19 protein-coding genes are annotated in these 19,112 nt (G+C 46.1%); 7 read left to right on the top strand and 12 right to left on the bottom strand.

What is annotated here, in order from left to right; genetic code table 11:
- Positions 1-99 precede the first annotated feature (99 nt).
- A complete protein-coding gene (ppk1, locus tag LZG73_RS07830) occupies positions 100-2,109 on the bottom strand; it encodes a polyphosphate kinase 1 (RefSeq protein WP_233847367.1) in 2,010 nt (669 codons plus the stop codon).
- Between the two features lie 264 nt (positions 2,110-2,373).
- Between ppk1 and LZG73_RS07825 the strand changes: the two genes are divergently transcribed.
- Positions 2,374-3,537, top strand: a complete 1,164-nt coding sequence (locus LZG73_RS07825) for a DUF1624 domain-containing protein (RefSeq protein WP_233847366.1) — start codon at positions 2,374-2,376, stop codon at positions 3,535-3,537.
- A 166-nt stretch (positions 3,538-3,703) separates the two neighbouring features.
- On the opposite strand, the gene LZG73_RS07820 is transcribed toward LZG73_RS07825, so the two are convergent.
- The 3 genes from LZG73_RS07820 to LZG73_RS07810 all read right to left on the bottom strand — a co-directional run bounded on the left by LZG73_RS07820 (position 3,704) and on the right by LZG73_RS07810 (position 5,133).
- Positions 3,704-4,120 (bottom strand): hypothetical protein, encoded by a 417-nt coding sequence (locus LZG73_RS07820; protein ID WP_233847364.1) that lies wholly within the window; start codon positions 4,118-4,120, stop codon positions 3,704-3,706.
- A gap of 11 nt (positions 4,121-4,131) precedes the next feature.
- Positions 4,132-4,485 (bottom strand): YciI family protein, encoded by a 354-nt coding sequence (locus LZG73_RS07815; protein ID WP_233847362.1) that lies wholly within the window; start codon positions 4,483-4,485, stop codon positions 4,132-4,134.
- Between the two features lie 78 nt (positions 4,486-4,563).
- Positions 4,564-5,133, bottom strand: coding sequence for a Crp/Fnr family transcriptional regulator (locus LZG73_RS07810; protein ID WP_233847360.1), 570 nt, complete (start codon positions 5,131-5,133; stop codon positions 4,564-4,566).
- A 399-nt stretch (positions 5,134-5,532) separates the two neighbouring features.
- Between LZG73_RS07810 and LZG73_RS07805 the strand changes: the two genes are divergently transcribed.
- Complete coding sequence (locus LZG73_RS07805; RefSeq protein WP_233847358.1) at positions 5,533-5,967, top strand: hypothetical protein; 435 nt, start codon at positions 5,533-5,535, stop codon at positions 5,965-5,967.
- A gap of 78 nt (positions 5,968-6,045) precedes the next feature.
- On the opposite strand, the gene LZG73_RS07800 is transcribed toward LZG73_RS07805, so the two are convergent.
- Positions 6,046-6,915, bottom strand: coding sequence for an alpha/beta hydrolase (locus LZG73_RS07800; RefSeq protein ID WP_233847356.1), 870 nt, complete (start codon positions 6,913-6,915; stop codon positions 6,046-6,048).
- 221 nt (positions 6,916-7,136) lie between these two features.
- Between LZG73_RS07800 and LZG73_RS07795 the strand changes: the two genes are divergently transcribed.
- The 3 genes from LZG73_RS07795 to LZG73_RS07785 all read left to right on the top strand — a co-directional run bounded on the left by LZG73_RS07795 (position 7,137) and on the right by LZG73_RS07785 (position 8,294).
- Positions 7,137-7,475, top strand: coding sequence for a hypothetical protein (locus tag LZG73_RS07795; RefSeq protein WP_233847354.1), 339 nt, complete (start codon positions 7,137-7,139; stop codon positions 7,473-7,475).
- Positions 7,476-7,552: 77 nt separating this feature from the next.
- Positions 7,553-7,780 carry a histidine kinase gene (locus tag LZG73_RS07790; RefSeq protein ID WP_233847352.1) on the top strand — a complete coding sequence of 76 codons (228 nt, stop codon included), beginning with the start codon at positions 7,553-7,555 and terminating at the stop codon, positions 7,778-7,780.
- 31 nt (positions 7,781-7,811) lie between these two features.
- Positions 7,812-8,294, top strand: a complete 483-nt coding sequence (locus LZG73_RS07785; RefSeq protein ID WP_233847350.1) for a LytTR family DNA-binding domain-containing protein — start codon at positions 7,812-7,814, stop codon at positions 8,292-8,294.
- Between the two features lie 42 nt (positions 8,295-8,336).
- On the opposite strand, the gene LZG73_RS07780 is transcribed toward LZG73_RS07785, so the two are convergent.
- The 6 genes from LZG73_RS07780 to LZG73_RS07755 all read right to left on the bottom strand — a co-directional run bounded on the left by LZG73_RS07780 (position 8,337) and on the right by LZG73_RS07755 (position 15,843).
- The gene (locus LZG73_RS07780; protein WP_233847348.1) at positions 8,337-13,295 is read right to left on the bottom strand and encodes an Ig-like domain-containing protein; all 4,959 of its coding nucleotides are present in this window, start codon (positions 13,293-13,295) and stop codon (positions 8,337-8,339) included.
- A 58-nt stretch (positions 13,296-13,353) separates the two neighbouring features.
- Positions 13,354-13,662, bottom strand: coding sequence for a DUF6916 family protein (locus LZG73_RS07775; protein ID WP_233847346.1), 309 nt, complete (start codon positions 13,660-13,662; stop codon positions 13,354-13,356).
- Positions 13,644-14,147 (bottom strand): GNAT family N-acetyltransferase, encoded by a 504-nt coding sequence (locus tag LZG73_RS07770; RefSeq protein ID WP_233847344.1) that lies wholly within the window; start codon positions 14,145-14,147, stop codon positions 13,644-13,646. The genes LZG73_RS07775 and LZG73_RS07770 overlap by 19 nt, the downstream gene beginning before the upstream one ends.
- Positions 14,148-14,197: 50 nt before the next feature.
- Positions 14,198-14,716 (bottom strand): phage tail protein, encoded by a 519-nt coding sequence (locus tag LZG73_RS07765; RefSeq protein ID WP_233847342.1) that lies wholly within the window; start codon positions 14,714-14,716, stop codon positions 14,198-14,200.
- 62 nt (positions 14,717-14,778) lie between these two features.
- Complete coding sequence (locus LZG73_RS07760) at positions 14,779-15,285, bottom strand: phage tail protein (RefSeq protein WP_233847341.1); 507 nt, start codon at positions 15,283-15,285, stop codon at positions 14,779-14,781.
- A 42-nt stretch (positions 15,286-15,327) separates the two neighbouring features.
- Positions 15,328-15,843: a phage tail protein gene (locus tag LZG73_RS07755; RefSeq protein ID WP_233847340.1), complete on the bottom strand. Its 516-nt coding sequence runs from the start codon at positions 15,841-15,843 to the stop codon at positions 15,328-15,330.
- A gap of 573 nt (positions 15,844-16,416) precedes the next feature.
- On the opposite strand from LZG73_RS07755, the gene LZG73_RS07750 reads away from it, so the two are divergent.
- Positions 16,417-16,776, top strand: a complete 360-nt coding sequence (locus LZG73_RS07750; RefSeq protein ID WP_233847339.1) for a hypothetical protein — start codon at positions 16,417-16,419, stop codon at positions 16,774-16,776.
- 175 nt (positions 16,777-16,951) lie between these two features.
- Positions 16,952-17,173 (top strand): hypothetical protein, encoded by a 222-nt coding sequence (locus tag LZG73_RS07745; protein ID WP_233847338.1) that lies wholly within the window; start codon positions 16,952-16,954, stop codon positions 17,171-17,173.
- A 142-nt stretch (positions 17,174-17,315) separates the two neighbouring features.
- Here LZG73_RS07745 and LZG73_RS07740 read toward each other — a convergent pair whose 3' ends face one another.
- The gene (locus LZG73_RS07740; protein ID WP_233847337.1) at positions 17,316-19,109 is read right to left on the bottom strand and encodes a RagB/SusD family nutrient uptake outer membrane protein; all 1,794 of its coding nucleotides are present in this window, start codon (positions 19,107-19,109) and stop codon (positions 17,316-17,318) included.
- Between the last annotated feature and the right edge of the window lie 3 nt (positions 19,110-19,112).

The raw sequence follows: 19,112 nt of genomic DNA, 5'->3' as shown, positions 1-19,112 counted from the left end.
AAAAGCAGCTATGGCGACATTTGTTACCCATATTAAAATCATGTGGTGCAACGGCTGACCAATTTTATTGCCTGAGCAACACAATAGAAGTCTGCTTATCTATTTTTCACCAGACAAAAGTGCATAAATGGCATGCTGGGAACGAATGTGATTCTTGTCAGTCAAAACGACATTTCTTAATTGATCATCAATAACAACGGCTTGCTGCGTATCTTCCAGCTGTAAATCGATCATTTCCAGAAGCTGCTTTTTTATCTTTTCATTATAAATTGGAAATATCACTTCAATGCGTCTGTAAATATTGCGGTTCATCCAGTCGGCTGATCCCATATAAATTTCAGGATCTGTGTTATTGGTAAATACGAAAATGCGTCCATGTTCCAGATATCTGTCAACAATGCGCTTTACCGTAATGTTAGCGCTTTGTCCTGGCACGCCCGGAACAAGCCTGCAAATACTTCGGACAATCAGATTGATTTTTACGCCCGCATTGGAAGCTTCATAAAGTCTGTTGATCAAAACTTCTTCTTCCAGATTATTTAATTTGATCGTTACACCGCTGGCCAGGCCGTTTTTTGCATGGACGATTTCCCGGTCCAGCAGCTGTAAAAATTTGGTTTGCAAGTTGAATTGAGCCACCAGCAGATGCTGGAATGTGATTTTGTCTGTAATTTCCGGCCGTTTCTTTTTGCTCAGGAAACGGAAAAGCTTTTTTACTTCTTTCAGCATTGGCTGGTAGGCCGTTAAAAGAATGTGGTCTGTGTAAAATCTTGCGGTTCCTTCATTCAGGTTGCCCGTCGCCAGCAGTCCCAGCAGCGGACTTTCAGGATGGTTTCTTTTGACCAGCGCAAGTTTAGCATGTACTTTGATCGAGTTGACACTATGTACAATTTTCACACCGGCCGCCTTCATTTTTTTGGACCAGCGGATATTATTGGCTTCATCAAACCTTGCTTTCAGCTCCACCAGAACAACGACTTTTTTGCCATTTTTAGCGGCACTGATCAGAGCCAGCGCAATCTTAGAATCGTGAGCCACCCGATACATGGTCGTATAGATTTCTTCCGTGTCCGGATCAATCGCAGCTTCGTTGAAGAACCTTAAAATCCTGTCATAACTTTGATAGGGGGCATGGACCATCTGGTCATGCTCTACCAGGGAATCAAACAAGGTTTTACTTTGATCAATGCCGTCAAGGTTTCGGGCAGCTGGCCAGGCCGGGTAAGATAATGATGGGTCGCGGACTGGCAATGAAGCCAAATCCCGGGAATTATGGTATTTTCCTCCCTGAACGATGGCTGCCTGACTGAGATCAAAGGCCTCGTTCAAGGTTTGCAGATGGCGCTCCGGCAGGCCGGGTTCATACAAAAATCGGGTAGCAAAACCATATTTGCGTTTACGCAGCTGTCTTTGAAGAACTTCCGTTATATCATCAGCTTCATCATCGAGGGTATCCAGAACGGCATCCCTGTTTATCTTAATATTATAGGAATCAATGTGTTTTGCTTTTGGAAAAACATGTATCAGGTTTTGTTTGATAACTTCATCTAAAAACATAATCTGATCTTCCCCGTTTTTTTGAATGCTGACAAAACGGTCCAGATGGTTGGTAGGAATGTTGACCACCGCTATCTGCTCCGTATCCATTTCATTGTCAAGAATGACAACAATATACAACAGGTCATTTTCCGGAAAAAACGCCTGATTTTCGCTCAGCAACACTGGCTGTAAAAGTCCTGCAACGTGGCAATAAAAATACTCGGTGATGTCCAGGGAAAGATCCTGTGGAATCCCGTCCTGATAATAGAAGTTAATTCCATTTTTATTTAATGCCGGAAGGATGGATTGGGAAAGTATATTTCTGAACCGGCTTTGCTGTCCGTCAATGATCTGATTTGCCTGATCATACTCGTCATTATCTTTTTGCTGCTGGTGTCGTAGCATAACGGGCATTCGCACACGGTAAAATTCGTCCAGGTTGGAAGAATAGATCGAAAGGAATTTGATCCGCTCTAAAAGCGGCACGGTTTCCTTATCAGCTTCCATCAGGACCCTTTCATTAAAGGAAAGCCAGCTGATATCACGGTTAAAATAAGCGTATTTATTCATACATAAATCAGATCAGCGACTGGGGATCAATAGCGGTTTGTAAGTTCTTTCCGATCGCTGCTACATAAGATAAAAACGTGCCACCGGATTGTACGTCTTGCACGTCACGTTCCTAACGGGAATCGGATTGCGGACTCGAGGGAAGTATGGTCGAATGATGCAGAGAGAAACTGCACCGTGGTTTGCTGCGGTGTCTTTTACCATTCAATAAGTTGGGATGAATATACTTTAATAATGCGGTCTTTATAGGTAAATCGCTCCCATATGACCTCCCTGACCAAACCTCGCATCGAATCCATTGACCTCTTAAAAGGGTTTGTGATGGTATTGATGGCGCTTGACCATACGCGCGACTACTTTTATCAATCAGCCGCATTTTTTGATGTCAGCAATCCGGCGCATGCAACGTTGCCGGTGTATCTGACACGCATTATAACGCACGTCTGCGCGCCGACTTTCAGCTTTCTCGCCGGCGTTTCGGCATACATGTCGGGCAGGCGCCGCACGAAAGCTGATTTGTCTGTTTTCTTGATCAAGCGCGGTCTGGGGCTGATTTTTATGGAGCTTACGATCATCGCTTTCGCCTGGTATCTCAATGTGGAATTCACCAACGTGGACTTGGCGGTGATCTGGGTTTTGGGTGTAAGTATGATCGCCCTGGCTGCATTAATACATTTACCTCTCACTGCGATTCCCATTATCTCAATTTTGATCATTGCTGGGCATAATTTGCTGGACAACATTCATTTGAACACTGTCTGGTGGGGGATACTGCATGAGGTTTATTCAACTAAAATCCTGAGCGGAAATGTGACGCTCACCATTGTTTACCCCATCATTCCCTGGATTGCCGTGATGTCTTTGGGCTATTATTTCGGACAGTTTTATCAGTCTCCTTTTGGGACTGAGCATCGGCAAAAGCTCTTCAACCTGATCGGGCTTGGGAGCATTGTCTTATTTGTACTGATCCGATGGGCAAACGTATATGGCGACCCGGTGCCCTGGATACATTTGCAGACGACGGACAGGACATTCATGTCGTTGTTCAACGTCAACAAATATCCGCCGTCGCTCTGCTATTTACTGTTCACATTGACATTTACCTTCCTGTTTCTGGCCAATTCTGAAAAGTGGAGGGGTAAGCTCGTCGATTTTTTCTGCGTTTTCGGCCGGGTTCCTTTCTTTTATTATATACTGCATCTTTACACCATCCGAATCTTAGGCATGGTGCTCGCCCAGTTGACAGGCTATGGCTGGCAATCCGCAATTCAGCACGATTTTGAGATCGATTTAAAGGGCTTCGGTTTTAGTCTGCCGATTGTGTATCTAATCTGGATCGCGATTATTCTCGCACTTTATCCGGCTTGCAAGAAATTTGACCAATATAAGCAAAGCCACCGCGAGCAATGGTGGCTGAGTTATTTGTAATATCATTCAGTGGAAGATACCATCTGTCTTGCGTAACCGCCATTGGCACTTGAAACAATCGGTGGGTCATGCGAACCAGCACAATGCAAGCGAAAAATTCAGTTTGATATTCGATTTCAGACAGTCAATCAGTAAATTGTGCGGTGGTCAGAGTAGGGGCTCATTGTTAACCAATCACTCTTTTGTCTTTTGCTACAAACCTCGCAAAGGCCAGCAGTGCACCCGCCACCATGATATTTCTAAAAATATTGACCATTTCTAGCTCTTTTTCCCTGTCCAAATTTGCGGACATTAAACCGGCATCCAGTTCGTGACCCATCGCGCGGGGCATGTGGACCAGCACTGCCATCAGGATTACATACACAGCCATCAATGTATAACTTAGCTTGTCGTACTTGCAGACTACCGCGCTGATAATAAAGGCAATGATGCATAGCAACGTAAAATAATTCCAGAAAAGCGGGAATGGAATATAGTCGGGAACGAATGAAGCCCCCACTTGTGGTTTGCCTAAATGCAAGCCGACATACAGCAGAAACGACAATGGGAAAATGTATCTCCCCAGGTTTAGAATTTTATCCATCTGTCAGCGGATTAATTTGTTGGAAATGGAATCAGGGGGCGGATTTCTACCGAGCTGCTTGGGTAATGCAGGATCGGACAAGTTTTGGACCACTCCTGCACCTGGTGTAAATTATCCGCTTTACAGATTAAAAAACCGGAAACCAACACGCTGTTTGTTTCTTTATAAGGGTTGTCAGTGTCACCGGCGCAACTTACGATTGTTCCGTTGTATTCCATGGGGGCGGTGTGCACCAACTTGCCCTGCATGGCGATACTGCCAATCCAGGCTTGCCATTTGGGCATGTCTTCGGCCATTTCCTGTGAAGTCGACAGATAGGCGTTTTCAGCACTTGCATTTCTGAATAATAAGAGATATTCTTTCATTGCTTGAAGATTTGATTGTTGTTAATGAATCAAATTTCTGCAAACAAAATCTTATCGATGATGACAAAAGTCGATGTTTTATAACTTGGCTTTCAGTCTGCTGAAAACATCTTTGTTGATGCCTAGATAAGAGGCAATTAATTTGCTTGAAAGCCGGCTCATCAATGTGGGCCGGTTTTGCATTAGCCATTTGATCCTTTCCAGTGCCGTAAGGGAGACGAATGTATTGATCCGGTAAACGGAGTTGGCATAAGATGCTTCCAGGATTTGTTTGTAGACTTTGTCAAATTGCGGGACTGTTTCTATTAACTGCTGAAAATCATTTCGGGCAATTGCAAAAAGCTCGCAAGGCTCGACAGCCTGGATATTTTCCGTAGCCGGTTTTCCGCTTCCAAAGCTCACCAATTCAGAACACCAATTGTCTTCTATGACGATGTCCCTTGTGGTTTCATTGAAATTCCGATCGTAGACATAAACTTGTAAACATCCCTTTGCAACGAAGTAAACGTATTTGCATATCTCACCTTCCTGTAAAAGTTGCTGGCCCCGCTTGGCCTCAATGCGTTTAAAAAAGCTCAGGACTTTGTCTAAGTGCTCAATGTCATCTCCCAGGCGGGATATAATGTGCTTGCTTAGCGGGTCAACCATTTATTAACAATTATCAGATAGTTCTGGGATCATCAGGGACTAATTTACACTATTCGGAATGAAAAGCCAGCCCTAAGCATCAGTCGGCGTAACTTTATCAATTAGTCATGAGCTTTTACCCGAAATCATCAATAGCCATGAAAAATTGAGATTCTTTTTTTTGCTTTTACTCTTTTGTTCCTGATGAAAAAGATCTGCAATCGTCACAAAATCCTTTCGCAGAGCTGCCGGAGTAAAGCCCTGAATACGGTTTGCCAAATACGTTCACATCCAATAAGTGACCGTTAGATAATTTGTGGGCTCTTTTTGCCAGTGACACATTTAACTTTCCTTGGGAGGCTCCGTAAAGCGCGGCGACTTGTCAAAACTCAATATTCTTTCATTTTAACAATCCTTTTAATGGCCAAAATTTTATTGCCCGTTTGTCTTTTAATGATGGTATTTTCAATCATCACTTTTTCCTGCGTAGATCATTCTATTCCGAGTAACGATCCTGTCATTGAAACAGGTTATGCAGGCGGAGTTGGACTTAATGATGGAATTGATATGAACTTTCGGCTCAGCTTCAAAGATCTGGGAAGCAAAGGAATTGTAGAATATGGAATTTCATACATTCCATATACCACAGATGTACCGAATGATGAGATTTACATCGATAACCCTGGAGTTCTTCTCGAAAAATTTACCGCACCATATCCCGCGATCCTTGGTGAAGTAAAACAATCACATGCTAAATTTCCATACTATGGCGCGATCTACTACCGGGCTTACGTCATAACCGCCGACAAATACGTCTTTTATGGTGAAAAGAAATTTACAATTTTACCAAAATAATTGAAGGCAAAAGGGCTATTAACCACTGAGCTGCTGGCTCTGGCTAATAGCCCTTTTCATTTGCATTTGTGAGAATCCTTAGCGACTTTTTTCCCAGTCTTTAAAAATGAATCGCAGCGCATCGAAATAAGCCACAACGGGTTCGGTCATGTGGGTTTCGGTGGGGTAATGTTTGTAGAGATAATCAAATCCTTTCAGCTTCTTTTTAGCAATTGTTGCATCAAGCTGCAATAAATTCTTATGAAAAAAAGAATTATTCCCCCCTTCGTTTCCGTCACTGTAAAAAAATATTTTGTCTAATGCTGCACCGTTTTTTAGTGTTTCATCGGTCATTCTCAACAGATACTCCTTGTCCCACCAAAGGGATGGGCTTATGGAAACATACGCATCAAACAGATCGGGATGGGTCAACAGACAATTAAGCACTGAAAGGCCCCCAAAGGAGTGCCCGGCAAATATTTTGTAGGGCCCTGTTTTATAATTTTTGTCGACCATTGGCATCAATTCGGTCTGGATGAATTGCAAAAATTTTTCGTTCCCGCCACTGCCTGCATACGAACTGCCGTCTGGCTTGCCCTCGTAGTTGAGCAAGCTGTTGGTTGGGGTAAGGTCTCTGGTTCGTTTTGTATTCGGGATGCCAACGACGATTGTCTCCGGCATCGCTAAAACGTCGGGCCGACTCAGATAATCGACATACTGAGCAAGCAATGCAAAATGATTATCCCCATCCAATACGTATATCACTGGAAATCGTTTGTTTCCATCCGCGGAGTCTACTTTCGGGCGATGCACATACATCTTGCGCTCTTCGTTTAAAAGTTTGGAGTGAATCGACACCACCTCACTTGATGGAAATGTATAGGCCTGCATATTCTGAGATTGTGCCTGAAAAGCGACAACTAAAAACAGACTTGTCAGCCATCGAAAAGAACAGGTAAGCAATTTCATTGAGTATGATTAAATTGATGGGGGCGTCGATTTTTTTTTCTCTACCTCACAATTGCAATTACTTTTGAAAATAAAAGCAAATAAAGTGGGGAATCTTCAATCTTACAATTTTAAGCCATACAGTCTGTGGTAAGCAGAATTCACAGTGAATTTTGCAGCATTCACAATCCTACTTAAAAGTATTCTTTAAATAGGTTCATTTGTTGTTAAAAATTAGCAACATGAAAAAAGGGATCTCGTTATTTGTCGCGGCCATATTTGGCGTGACTTCTGTAAATGCGCAAATCAAATGGGATGAATATTCCCACAGTTTTCTAAAAAACAGCAATAAACCATCGACACCCGGGTTGATTGTTGCTGTGAGGAAAGATAATAATTCATTCTGGGAAATACATGGGCGAAGCAAGCATTTTGAGACATTGCAGAAGGATCAGGGTTTTCTCCGATTACGACCGAAGGAAATGATTGCCCGGACTGTGTTTGATACCGCAAGTGCATTACCGAATATGCCTTCCAGGTTAAACCTGCGTGGTATGAGACCATGTTTTTCCAGATCTTAGCCGGCGTCTTATCATTAGTTTTTGTGAGTTTGGTAGTATTATTTGCCTGGCAGCGAAGCAAAATTAACCAGGGGAACATGGATAAATCCCGGTTACAGCTTGAATTAAAGACCATTTATGCCCAGTTGAACCCATATTTCGTATTCAATGCGCTCAGCTCTATCCAGGCGCTCATCAATAAACAGGATATTCAAGGGGCGAATGCCTATTTATCTGACTTTGCCCGATTGACCCGGGATTCACTCGTTCATAGCCAAAAGAGTGAAATTTCTCTTCACGAGCGGCTGCTGATACCGATCCGCTAGCAACCTGCTCTATAACCACAAACCCGATCTGGTGTTTCTGGATATACATATGCCAGTACAAAGTGGGTTTGATTGGTTGCGTAGTCTCTCACATATTGATTTTGAGGTTATTTTCGTGACCGCTTACGATCAGTATGCGATCCAGGCAATGCGGCTCTCGGCGATTGACTACTTGCTGAAACCTGTTTCGATTGAAGAATTACAAGATGCTGTTCTGCGAGCTTACAAGCAATTTTCCTTAAAAGAGGAAAATCAATTGCTTAGCAACCTGATGCATTTTTTGAAGGATCATGATAAACCCGCCGAGCAACGCATTGCATTACCAACGACCAAAGAGACGCGCTTCGCAAAAACAAGTGAAATTATCCGGTGCGAATCGGCTAACAACTATACCACATTTTACCTTTTAGGCGGGGGGGAAATACTTATTTGCAAGCCAATACCTACCGGGTGTACCAATATAAATGTGCTGAGCCCGGAACTATACCGGGCTCAGCGCGCTAATCAAATTTAAGCATGTCTTTTTTTCGCTTTGCAGCTGTTATTGGTATTTTGGTTACCTAATAATGAGCACTTTCTGGCGATCTGTTTTTCCGCCTTTGTAATAAATTGACAGCACATAGATCCCGACGGGTAGATTGCCAACTGATACAGTTTTGGAAACAACACCTTGTGACTTGTGAACGAGTATGCCTTTGACAGTATGCAGTTCGACTGAACTGATCTGGTCATTCGTTTTTATAGTTAACAGATCCGCGACTGGGTTTGGGTAAATTTCCAGATTGTGGCCATCCAAGCCACCCACAAACACGATCCGGCTGTAAGCGAATGTCTGGTCTTTGTCGATCATCTTCAACCGGTAAAAATTATCTGCTGTATTCGGTTTTTCGTCGGTGAATGTGTAATGCAATATGGCTGCGCTCTCACCGCTGGATTTGTTTGCGCCAATTGCTTCCCAGTATTTTCCGTCAGCACTGCGCTCAATGTCAAATCTTTCGCTATTTGTTTCTTCACTTGTCCTCCATTTCAACACCACCGCAGTTTCCTGGCGCGCGGCGGAAAAATCGATTAGTGTAACAGGAAGTGAGCAGTCACGGAAAACCGATAATGTGCTGGAACAGCCATCTTTTGTAACGGTTAAAACGGCTGTCTGGTTACTAGGGATATCCGCCACGGAATTGCCGGAAACCGTTCCTTTATCCGTTGTCACTATGGCTCCTGAGGTGGCAGTGAAAGTCACGGAATAAGTGTTCAGGTCTGCTGAGCAGATGTATTGATCTCCGCTCAGAGCTATCGTCGGAACATCATTCACGACGATCACAGCGGTTTGTCCGGAAACAGATGCGCTTGCATCTCCGGCTCCACTGACATTGACAAGCTCATAGGAAAAACTGCCCGCAGCCGTGGTAGGCACAGAAATACTGGCGGCCATGTTAGCCCCGGTTGTGCTGAGTTGCACGTCAGGGCCGCCATTTAGTTTGTACGTAAAAGTAAACGGAGCGACGCCATTAACCGCAGTAAAGGTAACCTGCGGCGATGTGGCACCCACACATGCTGGGCTGCCTTCGGATATCGAAGCTGAAAGACCATTGGCAACTGTAACAACTGCTGTCTGTGCGGACGCTGGCGTCAATGTGCAGCCCTGCGCATCGGTTACACTGATAAGCTCATAGGTAAAGACTCCCACATTTGCGGCTGACTGCGAGATATTAACCGTCGTTGCCGCTCCGGAAGTGCTAATGGTGGCCGGCGTTCCGTCGTTAATTTTGTAAGTAAATGTGTAAGGCAAGGTCCCCCCGGTTGCACCGAAAGTTACTATGGGAGCAGCTGCACCCTGATTAACGGTCGCGGTGCCTGAAATTGTCGACGCAGTAATTTCATTGACAGTTAATGTCGCTGCTGAGGACGTTACGCTATTGCAGGGATTGGAAACTATGCATTGATATTCCGATTGGTTATCTGTTGCCGCAACATTTGTCAGCTCCAATGTTGCTGTGGCCGCGCTTGCATTTACACTGGCATCAATGTTTGCAAATGCGCCACCAGAAAGTTTTTTCTGCCACTGATAAGTTGTGATAGTGCCAGTTGCGGTTACACTGAATGATGCATTTTCGCCCGCGCATATCATTTGTTCCTGCGGGTCTTGCGAGATTACCGGCACAGGAGTGGGCGTTACCGTCACTGTAAATGAGCAGGTTGCATCTGTGCCAATTCCATTGGAGGCGTTCACTTCAACCGTCGTGAGCCCGGCCGGGAAGTTGTAGGGAAATGTGATCGGGCTTCCGGAGACGCTGTAAACAACCGTTGGCGCGGGGCAGCCCTGAACAGTTGCAGGCAGAGACAAAGATGCCGTACAGGTTCCAGCGTCCGGGCTAACAACCTGATTGGCGGGACAAGCGCTGATTACGGGAGCGGAAACAACGGCCGTCATCGTTGGATCACTTGCTGCTACTGTTGCCGGATCATCCGTTAGGACAGCAGCGAAATCATTGCCAGTTACCGATCCTTGATTCGTAACCTCGCAGGTTGTTACAGGGATATCATTGTTAATTGTAACCTTGAATTTGATCACAACATTTGTATTGGCAGGCAGTGCAAATCCGCTGCCGGTTCCGTTCACTGTAATGGTTTCACCCGCCAATGCAGCTGCTGTTCTGCCATTTGGCTTGTCAATCGCTGACACAGTTTGTTGCACATGTTCTATTTCTTGCTTTGTGGTCACAGGCTGCGCGCGTTCGGCTTCTGGCTGAATAACGTTTGAAGTGTTCTGCGCATCCGACGACTGCTGATTTAATGTCATTTCCTCTTCCGCGGCGACCCGTAAAGTGGATACATTCGGAACGGCGCAGGTTTGACCGGTGTTATAAGTTGTCGTTCCTGAGCCAGTTGGAAATACAAACGCATTGGATGGGACATTTCCGTTTGCACTCCATACAGCCGCAAGTGTATTGCCCGGACCCTGCACAATAATCTCATTTCCAGGTGCACCCGGACGTAAGCGCAATGCAATTCCGGTATTTGCTGCCACAGTGTTGTTGGCAATGTAAGCGCAAACTTTGCCCTGATTGTCTGTAAGAGATGAAATCAGATTGACATCAATATCATAAAAGGCATTGGGCCCGGTGGTGATATTATTCCCGCTGATGGTCACATCACTTTTGGTGCTGCTGCTCGTAGAATAGCCTGAATAGGCAATGCCGAAATCATTGACGATGCCTGAAACCGTGTTGTTGCTAATTTTTACAATTCCTTTCGCACCAACACCTTCCGTGTTAAGGTTTACCCCGGATCCACCACCTCCATCACTCACCACTGTATTGCCATCGACAGTTCCCTGCTGGGTGGAGCTGTTGCTAACTTTCAGGTTAATGCCGGGGCCATTTTTACTTCGAATGTTGTTATTAAGAATGTTGTAATTCAATGATGAGGTGCCTGTTGACTGAAAATCAATTCCGATTGATGTTAGTCTTGTCACCGCGTCCAACGCCAGGTTGTTTACAACAGCGCCCTGAATGTCACCCACGAGCTGCGCGTTGTCATTGGATATCATTTTGATTCCCTGTGTCTGGCAGCGTAAAAACTGGCTTCCACCAGTAATTTTGAGTTTCATTTGCGAGCTTCCGTAACCTTCAATCAGGATTCCGCCATTGTTGGGCGAGTCCGTAAAATCAGCGTTGTTAACCGTCAGCAGATTCAGGTTTGTATTTGTATTTCCAAAATAGGCAACCCTTCCAGAAGGAGCATTTGCAATGGTGCTGTTGGCAAAAGTCGAATTTGCAATCGAGCTGTTTCCGGTTGTGTTGGTGGCATAAATGGCGCCTTCAATTGAAGAGTTTCCAGCTTTCTCAACAGAACTGTTATTGATAATCAAGTCATTGACAGCTCTAAGGTTAATGCCATGCTGGGTTGTGTTTCCGGCAATATTCACTTTTTCAAGTTTAAATGCATTTACATTGTTGGCATAAACCGCCGCATTGCATCCGGAGTTATCTGATGTGCCGCATCCGCCGGAGTCTGATGTGTTGGCGTTAGTGAGGTTCATATTGTTCAAAGTGACACCCGAAGCGTTCGAGAATTCAATGCCGCGTTGTGAAATATTTTGGATTGTCCCGCCAGAACCGGCAGTTGTTCCAGAGCCTGTAATCTGAAATGTTCCGGTTGTTCCCGAGACGGAAATTCCTTTGGCTGCATTGTTACAGGAAACCGCCGCCAATGTCACATTAAGCCCGAGTGAGCTTCCGGCAATGTCGATTGCCGTGACATTGGATGACGAAATTGTTCCCGCGTTAATTCTCAAGGAACCCCCACTGGATGAAATGTCAATTGGGCTTACTGATCCCGAGGTAACGTTTGAGGACACTTCCGAGAATTCCGCTGCAAAAGTGACATTAGCCAGGTTAAGCGCACTGCCTTCACCGGATAATCCTACCTCGCTAACCGTCAGTGTTCCAGCCGCTGAGCCAGCAATTTTGGCGCCACCCGAATTACCCGCATTCAATCCCTGGATTGTATTCGAAGCAGCAGTGTTGATCACATTCGAACCGCCGGAGCTTGTTAATGTTGGCCTGGTTCCGCCCGTCGAGGGAAGCTGGGTGTTTCCGCTTGGCGCGCCATAACCTGCGATCGTTAGAAGCGCTCCGCTTGCACCCTGGCCAATGAGCTTTTGCTGATCAAGTAATGTGATCGGGCCTGTGTAGTTTCCCGTGTATAAGAATATGGCATGACCTGGTTGCGGATGCAGCGCACCGCCGTCATTGATGGCTTGCAGGCCCGCCAGGGAAGTGAAAGGGCCGGCTAATGTTCCATTCTCACCGCTGGCATTCGCTGCTGCATTTACAAACCATATCGCGCCGGTGGAAGTAATGGTTACCGTTGCCTGAGAGGTTAACCCCGATTGGTTTTCCAAGGTGTATGTAAAAGTGTCGTTACCAGTGAACCCCGGAGCAGGCTCGTAAGTAAATGCGCCCGTGGCGTAGTCCAGCGTCACCACACCTCCCTGGGTGGTTCCTATCGGCCCCGATCCTGATATACTGAGTGTAGCGCCATTTGGACTTACATCATTGGCAAGCACGCCGCCTCCCGCAGCAATCTCAATCCCGACGTTTCCAATGGTGTTGTAAGTGTCATTTTGAGCAATAGGGCTTACTTTAACAGATCCGGCGACAAGTGTTGTATTAGCATCAATCTGGTCTGTAAAACTGACGCCTGCTGCATCTGTGCCGCTGTTGGAGATCGTAACCGTATATTCAAGCTCATCACCTGCGGATGCGCCCGTCAGGCCAGTGTCGTTGGTAAGCGCATAAGTGTTTGTGGCAGTGACCGTTGGCACGAGAAATGTGACATTATGCGCTATTTTTTGTTTAAACGGAGCATTAGCGATTTGTTTACTTCCCTGATTTACGCTCGTCCATGCAGACATTTGGAGCTGGGCAATCGGGTGATGCTGGGTTTGATTGATGAAGACGCCGGAAGCAAGCATGGCCGCCCCGGCCAGAATGAGGTAAAAGTTTTTCATGTTTTGATTTTTGAGTAAAAAGGACGGGCATCACCTTATTTGGTGATGCCCATGGAGATTAAGAAAATACGGCTTCGTATCTCGTGCCGCTCTGGTCGGTGCCGATTGGAACCAGGAACACTTCAAGCGAATGTGATTGAGGATACAAGATCCGGTAAATGCCCTGTGGCCGGTGCGATGAATCACCATCAGTTTGCAGGACAACTGAGAAAGCGCCTCTTTCGAGGGGCGAATAGGTTTCAAGATCGGTCACACGCTTAACAGTAACCGGCACAGGCTCGCCTGATAAAAATTCAATGTGCAGCTTTTGACCCAGATAATCCTTGAAATCCTGGGCGGTTACCCGGCTTAAATCGTATGTTTCCATTCCATTAAATGATAGACTCCGTTTGTTTCGCTTATTTTCTTAAATCCCAGCCGGTTATAGAGGTTTTTGGCAGGGTTAAATGATTCAACATGAATGCTCAGCGGCCTTTCGAGCTGAGCCGAAAGTTGCATCAGATCTTGCAGTATGCTTGTTCCTATTCCGCAATTTTGATAGGAGGGAAGCAGTGTAATGTCAATGATCCGCATACCCCGGCCCTGAAAGTTTTCGTGGAAATAGAGCCTGCCTGCATTCGATTTGTTTTTGCAGATCACCCAGAAATCTGCCCCTGAGTAGTTTCTCTGATAATGGTTGTGCTGCGCTTCAAACTGACTTTTGATGAATTCGGTTTTCATCGTTTCACTCCATTGCGGCACTTTTTCCAATTCCGCTTGCCGCGTGCTTGCATAGATGGCGAGCAGGGAAGGCATATCTCGTTGGGCAATGCGGCGAAGATGAATGCTTGGGTGAGCAGGCTTAAATTCCATTTGTCAATAAAAAATTTTCAGTTGTAAAAGTCAGAGTGATCAAAAGAGCATTATGGCCGCATGGGAAAGACGCCTTGAAGCGCGAGGCAGAAATAAGTGGTCAGATAGGGCTGCATGTTGTTATGGGGCTGACTATCGCCTGCCGGCCCTATTGAACTTGCAGACATGTTGACATTTGGACTTCCCGGCTGAAAGACAGCGCCGCCGACAGATCTTGCGATGGTATGCCCTGAGGGATCCGAAATTTCGCCTGGCTGCGGTGTCAGGCCAATGGTATGTCCGTGCTGGGGAATCTCCCCCTCAAGCAGCGTCACCCTCTCCGAGCCGCCAGATTCTCCCAGGCTATGCTCTGACAGCCCGGGTCCTTGTCCCGGATGCATCGGTGAACGCCCTTGAAGGTCTGGCAGTGCAAAAGTGGATTTGCCGTCACCACCATATGTGGTGCCTAATAATGAAAACAATGCTGTATTCTGAGAGATAGGAAATAATTGTCCATCGCACCAGGCCCAGCCTTGGGGCGCAAAATTAAAAGGGACTATTCTTATTTCGGCTACAAAAGGTTCTGCCATTGGAAAAGGTGTTTAATTAAAAGGGAAAAGATTTTTGCTGAAATACCGAAAGGCGTTCAGAATCAGGTCGGTGAGGGAAATATGCCGAAAAGTGAAATGATGAAGCTCACACACAGATAAGGCTGAAAATTGGTGTGCGGCTGCGACCCGCCGACGGGCCGGATGCTCGTCGGGTTCATCGAGGCCCCCGACGGCGGGTCACCCATAAACATCTGCACTGCCGATGAGTTGCCCACTACCGCATTTTGAGGCTGGGCCGTATTTGCACCATTCGCCGACGCAAAAAAGGAGTGTGGATGAGCCGGGATCTGATTAGCAGTCAGTGTAATTTCTTCTGAGCCGCCAGACTCGGCAAGAATGAAGCCGTTTCCCTGATGCAGGGGCAGGCGCCCTCTCATGTCAGGAAGAGAAAAAGTGGATTCGCCATCGCCACCATAAGTGGTTCCTATTAATTGAAAAAGGGTTTCATTTTCGGAGATAGCGAGAAGCTGCCCTTCGCAAAACAACCATCCGGCAGGCGCAAAATTTCCCCCGAACATCCTGATTTCCCCAATATAAGGCTGTGCCATTATTTTGTTTGTTTAAATGTATAAAATAGAGAAAGGTCACTGCTAGTATGGGCTCGGGAAAATCCCCTGCAGTGCGATACAGAAACTGATCGTCAGGAACGGCTGCATATTCGAATGTGCCTGACCACCGCCACCGCCACCGATTGTATTTGCAGATAGAGGGACGAGATTAGCCGTTGTGCTTTGATACAGGTCTGCGGGTTTTGAATTGGAAAACAAGTTGCCTGCGGGGTTGTTGACATTGTTGTCCGCAGTTCCCGTATCCAGGGCATTGAGCAAGTGCGCGTGGGTGGGCAGCTCCTGAATGCTGACAGTATGCGCCTGCTCACCAGCGCGTTCCCCCAGCGCATGCCCGCCGCCGACATGCAAAGGCGTTCGGCCACGAAAATCCGGCAATGCAAAATTTACGCGGCCATCACCGCCGAAGGTCGTTCCTAAAAGTGCAAATAGCGCTTGATTTTGGTTAATGGGCATTAACTGTCCGTCGGCCAGCGCCCAGCCTTTGGGAGCGAATGAAAAACTGACCAGACGGATTTCTGATAAAAAGGGTTCTGCCATAAATGAAAGGGATTATTGGTTGGATTAAAAGGGAACGGTTATTATCCTCACGGTTACTTAGAGAGGGTAATATTGAAAGATTCTAACATAAAATATAGAAAATCTTATTTTACGGTATAGTAGTAAGCGGGAAGATGAGATGGCACTCTATCGTTAACACGATTGGTAAGTTGTCTTTGAACGAACGCTCGATGAAGCAACACTATGAAAATTTGCCAACGATCGGTAGTTAAAAGCATTATTCTTTGGCATGAAAATTGAAGACTCCGCAGTCTCTTTTTGCAATTATTAGTCTTGAAGAGAATTGATAGTTGAAGATTATTTTAGAGCTTTTGACGATTGTTTTGTGGCTCCTGTTACAATGTTATTTTTAGGAATTCTTGTGATTATTTCAAATGATATAATTGTAGGATTTTCATTCAAGGTAAAGAATGATACACCGAAATTTATTGCACCAGGGAGTTTAGATTCTTTCAAAAAAAATTATAAAAGACGATTTAGTAATCTGGCAAAATAAGAACAAATCAGACCACGTAATGTAGTTTATCCGAAATCAATTTAACCAATTTTGTTATGACCATCTTCAAAAAATGTACGATTGCTTTTTTCGCAATGACAACACTTTCCTGCTCTGTAAAGGTGTCTGAATTATCCGGTTTGGAACAAGGGAAGGTTAAAGATTGTCCGTTGGATGTTTATCATGATGCTAACAACATAAAGCGGAAATATGAAGTTATCTGCCTGGTTGATAGCAAAACTAGCTATTCATTGTATCAAAGCCACACAGGATCTGAGGCGATAAAAATGGCAGGATTTAAGGCTTGTAAATATGGGGCAGACGGGATGATTGTTATATCCTCGGGTAAAACAAAGTTCAATTTTTGGGGAACGAGAGGTGTAGCGAAGTTGAAGGCTATTAAGTATCTTGAATAATTTGATCATAGCCAGTTGCGGGATAGTATGATACTGTTAACAGTTTGAAGGCTGCGATTATATCCTGCAATCCTAAAAGTTACGATTTGCGCGGATTTCACAATGCACCTCTTGGACGGCTACATTCATAAACAGTGAGCTAAGTGAGCAGCAAATCGTTGAGCTGATAACATCGTTGCCCACACAAATCAAAGAAACAGTTATAAGCACGTTAGATATTTTTGTTGAGAAAGGTCGTAAAGAAGGTGAGTTGAGAGGCAGAATTGAAGGCCAACAGGAAAAGACTGAAAACGCAGTTCGAAACCTGGTCAAGCAATCTTTGCTAACTGACGACCAGATTGCTTCTGCCTTGGAAGTGACTGTCAATAATGTGGCCGACATCCGTAAGCAGTTTTAAATTCTTAGTAGTTCATGCCCCGACTGAGCTCTACAAATTTATTTAGTCATAATTGGTACGTATAAACAGAGGAACTATAAAAAAGAACAGGCCGCTACATGTCTGAATGTAACGGCCTGTTCTCTTTGTTTAACTAAAATCCTCAATATCCCTGGTTTTGCGTCAGAACCGACTGGCCGGCCTGGTTGCTCAGGTCAATCTGGCGTTGTGGAATGGGAAAATACTCACTTCGGTTTGGGGTAAAACGCGCGCCGCGGATATCGGTCGTTAACCGGCCTTCGTAAGCGAAATAGGCATTGAGCGTCTGCTCGGCGATGCCCCAGCGTACCAGGTCGAAAAAGCGCTGACCTTCCAAAGCCAGTTCCAGTTTCCGCTCAAAATAGATGGCATTCAATGCACCCGCTTTTCCCATTCCCGCCAATGCGCCGGCCGGGTAAACCGAGATTTTATAGTTTGCGGCAGCTACGGTCGAGAAGCCGGCCAGCGGGTCTGCGTCATTTTTGTATTTGCGCAAAATATTCACGGGATCGGCAGCCCGCGCGCGTACCAGGTTGGTATACGTTTGTGACTGCGCAAAATTTCCAAGCTGCGCCTCGGCTTCCGCAGCCATGAGCAGTACATCCGCAAAACGGATCACATTATAGTTAATGGCTGTTCCCGGCGCCCACGTGCTCTGGTCGGCGTAAATATCCTGCGTAGCCTGCCAGTAAATGTTCTTTTTGGGCGAATAAGGTCCCGCATAAGTCTGCCCCGGACTGCGTATCCAGCGCGCGCCAGGATGGTAGCCCCAGTCATGATAAGGCAATCCGCGACGTCCCACCGTCCAGTCGAGCCGGGGGTCGAGCGGGCCCGGATCGGGTGTAAATGGCTGGTTGGACGGAACTCCCTGATCATTTTTTACGGCATGCGCATTGTAATCGGTGAAATAAGGCAGCCCCGCCTCGGTAGTCCGGTAGGAATTGACCAGATCGTGGCTCGGCTGGTAAAATCCGCAGCAGCGGAACGGACTGTCACCATAAGGAAAATTGAGCATATCACCCTGATTTCCATTGGCAATGGAGTTGGTGCCATCATGAACCGCCATCTGGATCACAAATACACTTTCCGAATTGTTCTCGGTGGCTGCGTCGAAATTATCCTCAAAACGCCGGGTAAGTGCATATTTCAATCCATTACTCGTAACTCCCTGCGGGATGATGACGTCAAACAACCTTTTTGCTTCCTGATATTCGCGCTGGTACATATAAGACCGGGCAAGGTAGGAACCGGCTGCCCATTTGTTTGCGCGGCCAACTTCCGGCTGCGTGGTGGGCAGGTTTTCGTATGCAAACTGAAAATCGGCTTCGATCCGTGGCCAGATGTCCTCGGTATTGGGCACCCGCGAAGTCTCGTTCGTTTCCACATTTTCATCGATCCAGGGTACATTGCCGAACATTCTTTTCAATTCAAAATAATAATGTCCGCGCAGAAACCGCGCCTCGGCAGTGATTTGGGTACGATCGGCATCGCTGATTGATGGAACCCCCGCAAGCACTCGGATCACCGTGTTGGTGCGGTTCACACCTTCGTAAACGGACCGCCATTTGCTGTTGAAATAACTGTTGCTGGGATCTGCCGTAAATCTTGCGATGGCATCAATGGCAGGCTGGTCACTCCCGTCGCTGCCTTTGTGCGCCTCGCCGCCCGCCACGCTCCCGAATACCCAGTTGGATGGCGAAGCTTCCCACGAGCTGGTCCCGCTAAGGTTCTGATTATCATGCTGCTGGGCATCGAGCGCAGCGTAAGCTCCGTGTAACAATGCGTCTATGCCCGCGCGGGTGTTGAGCTGCTCTTCGGATAGTGCGCCCTGTGCGCCTATATCGAGGTCTTTTTTGCAGGAGTCTAGTGTGAGACCCAATGCAATGATGCTGATAAGTAATGAATATCTGATTTTCATTTT

Origin of the sequence: Dyadobacter sp. CY326 (assembly GCF_021390515.1) — a bacterium.
Lineage (GTDB): Bacteria > Bacteroidota > Bacteroidia > Cytophagales > Spirosomataceae > Dyadobacter.
Note: the sequence above shows the minus strand (reverse complement) of the source record. Positions and strands in the feature narration are given on the sequence as shown.

What these genes read in the sequence shown, in the direction of transcription:
- LZG73_RS07760 (WP_233847341.1), bottom strand. Translation starts at nt 15,285, where the DNA reads ATGGCACAGCCTTATATTGGGGAAATCAGGATGTTCGGGGGAAATTTT.
- LZG73_RS07820 (WP_233847364.1), bottom strand. Translation starts at nt 4,120, where the DNA reads ATGGATAAAATTCTAAACCTGGGGAGATACATTTTCCCATTGTCGTTT.
- LZG73_RS07800 (WP_233847356.1), bottom strand. Translation starts at nt 6,915, where the DNA reads ATGAAATTGCTTACCTGTTCTTTTCGATGGCTGACAAGTCTGTTTTTA.
- LZG73_RS07775 (WP_233847346.1), bottom strand. Translation starts at nt 13,662, where the DNA reads ATGGAAACATACGATTTAAGCCGGGTAACCGCCCAGGATTTCAAGGAT.
- LZG73_RS07815 (WP_233847362.1), bottom strand. Translation starts at nt 4,485, where the DNA reads ATGAAAGAATATCTCTTATTATTCAGAAATGCAAGTGCTGAAAACGCC.
- LZG73_RS07780 (WP_233847348.1), bottom strand. Translation starts at nt 13,295, where the DNA reads ATGAAAAACTTTTACCTCATTCTGGCCGGGGCGGCCATGCTTGCTTCC.
- LZG73_RS07770 (WP_233847344.1), bottom strand. Translation starts at nt 14,147, where the DNA reads ATGGAATTTAAGCCTGCTCACCCAAGCATTCATCTTCGCCGCATTGCC.
- LZG73_RS07805 (WP_233847358.1), top strand. Translation starts at nt 5,533, where the DNA reads ATGGCCAAAATTTTATTGCCCGTTTGTCTTTTAATGATGGTATTTTCA.
- LZG73_RS07810 (WP_233847360.1), bottom strand. Translation starts at nt 5,133, where the DNA reads ATGGTTGACCCGCTAAGCAAGCACATTATATCCCGCCTGGGAGATGAC.
- LZG73_RS07755 (WP_233847340.1), bottom strand. Translation starts at nt 15,843, where the DNA reads ATGGCAGAACCCTTTTTATCAGAAATCCGTCTGGTCAGTTTTTCATTC.
- LZG73_RS07750 (WP_233847339.1), top strand. Translation starts at nt 16,417, where the DNA reads ATGACCATCTTCAAAAAATGTACGATTGCTTTTTTCGCAATGACAACA.
- LZG73_RS07795 (WP_233847354.1), top strand. Translation starts at nt 7,137, where the DNA reads ATGAAAAAAGGGATCTCGTTATTTGTCGCGGCCATATTTGGCGTGACT.
- LZG73_RS07790 (WP_233847352.1), top strand. Translation starts at nt 7,553, where the DNA reads ATGGATAAATCCCGGTTACAGCTTGAATTAAAGACCATTTATGCCCAG.
- ppk1 (WP_233847367.1), bottom strand. Translation starts at nt 2,109, where the DNA reads ATGAATAAATACGCTTATTTTAACCGTGATATCAGCTGGCTTTCCTTT.
- LZG73_RS07765 (WP_233847342.1), bottom strand. Translation starts at nt 14,716, where the DNA reads ATGGCAGAACCTTTTGTAGCCGAAATAAGAATAGTCCCTTTTAATTTT.
- LZG73_RS07740 (WP_233847337.1), bottom strand. Translation starts at nt 19,109, where the DNA reads ATGAAAATCAGATATTCATTACTTATCAGCATCATTGCATTGGGTCTC.
- LZG73_RS07825 (WP_233847366.1), top strand. Translation starts at nt 2,374, where the DNA reads ATGACCTCCCTGACCAAACCTCGCATCGAATCCATTGACCTCTTAAAA.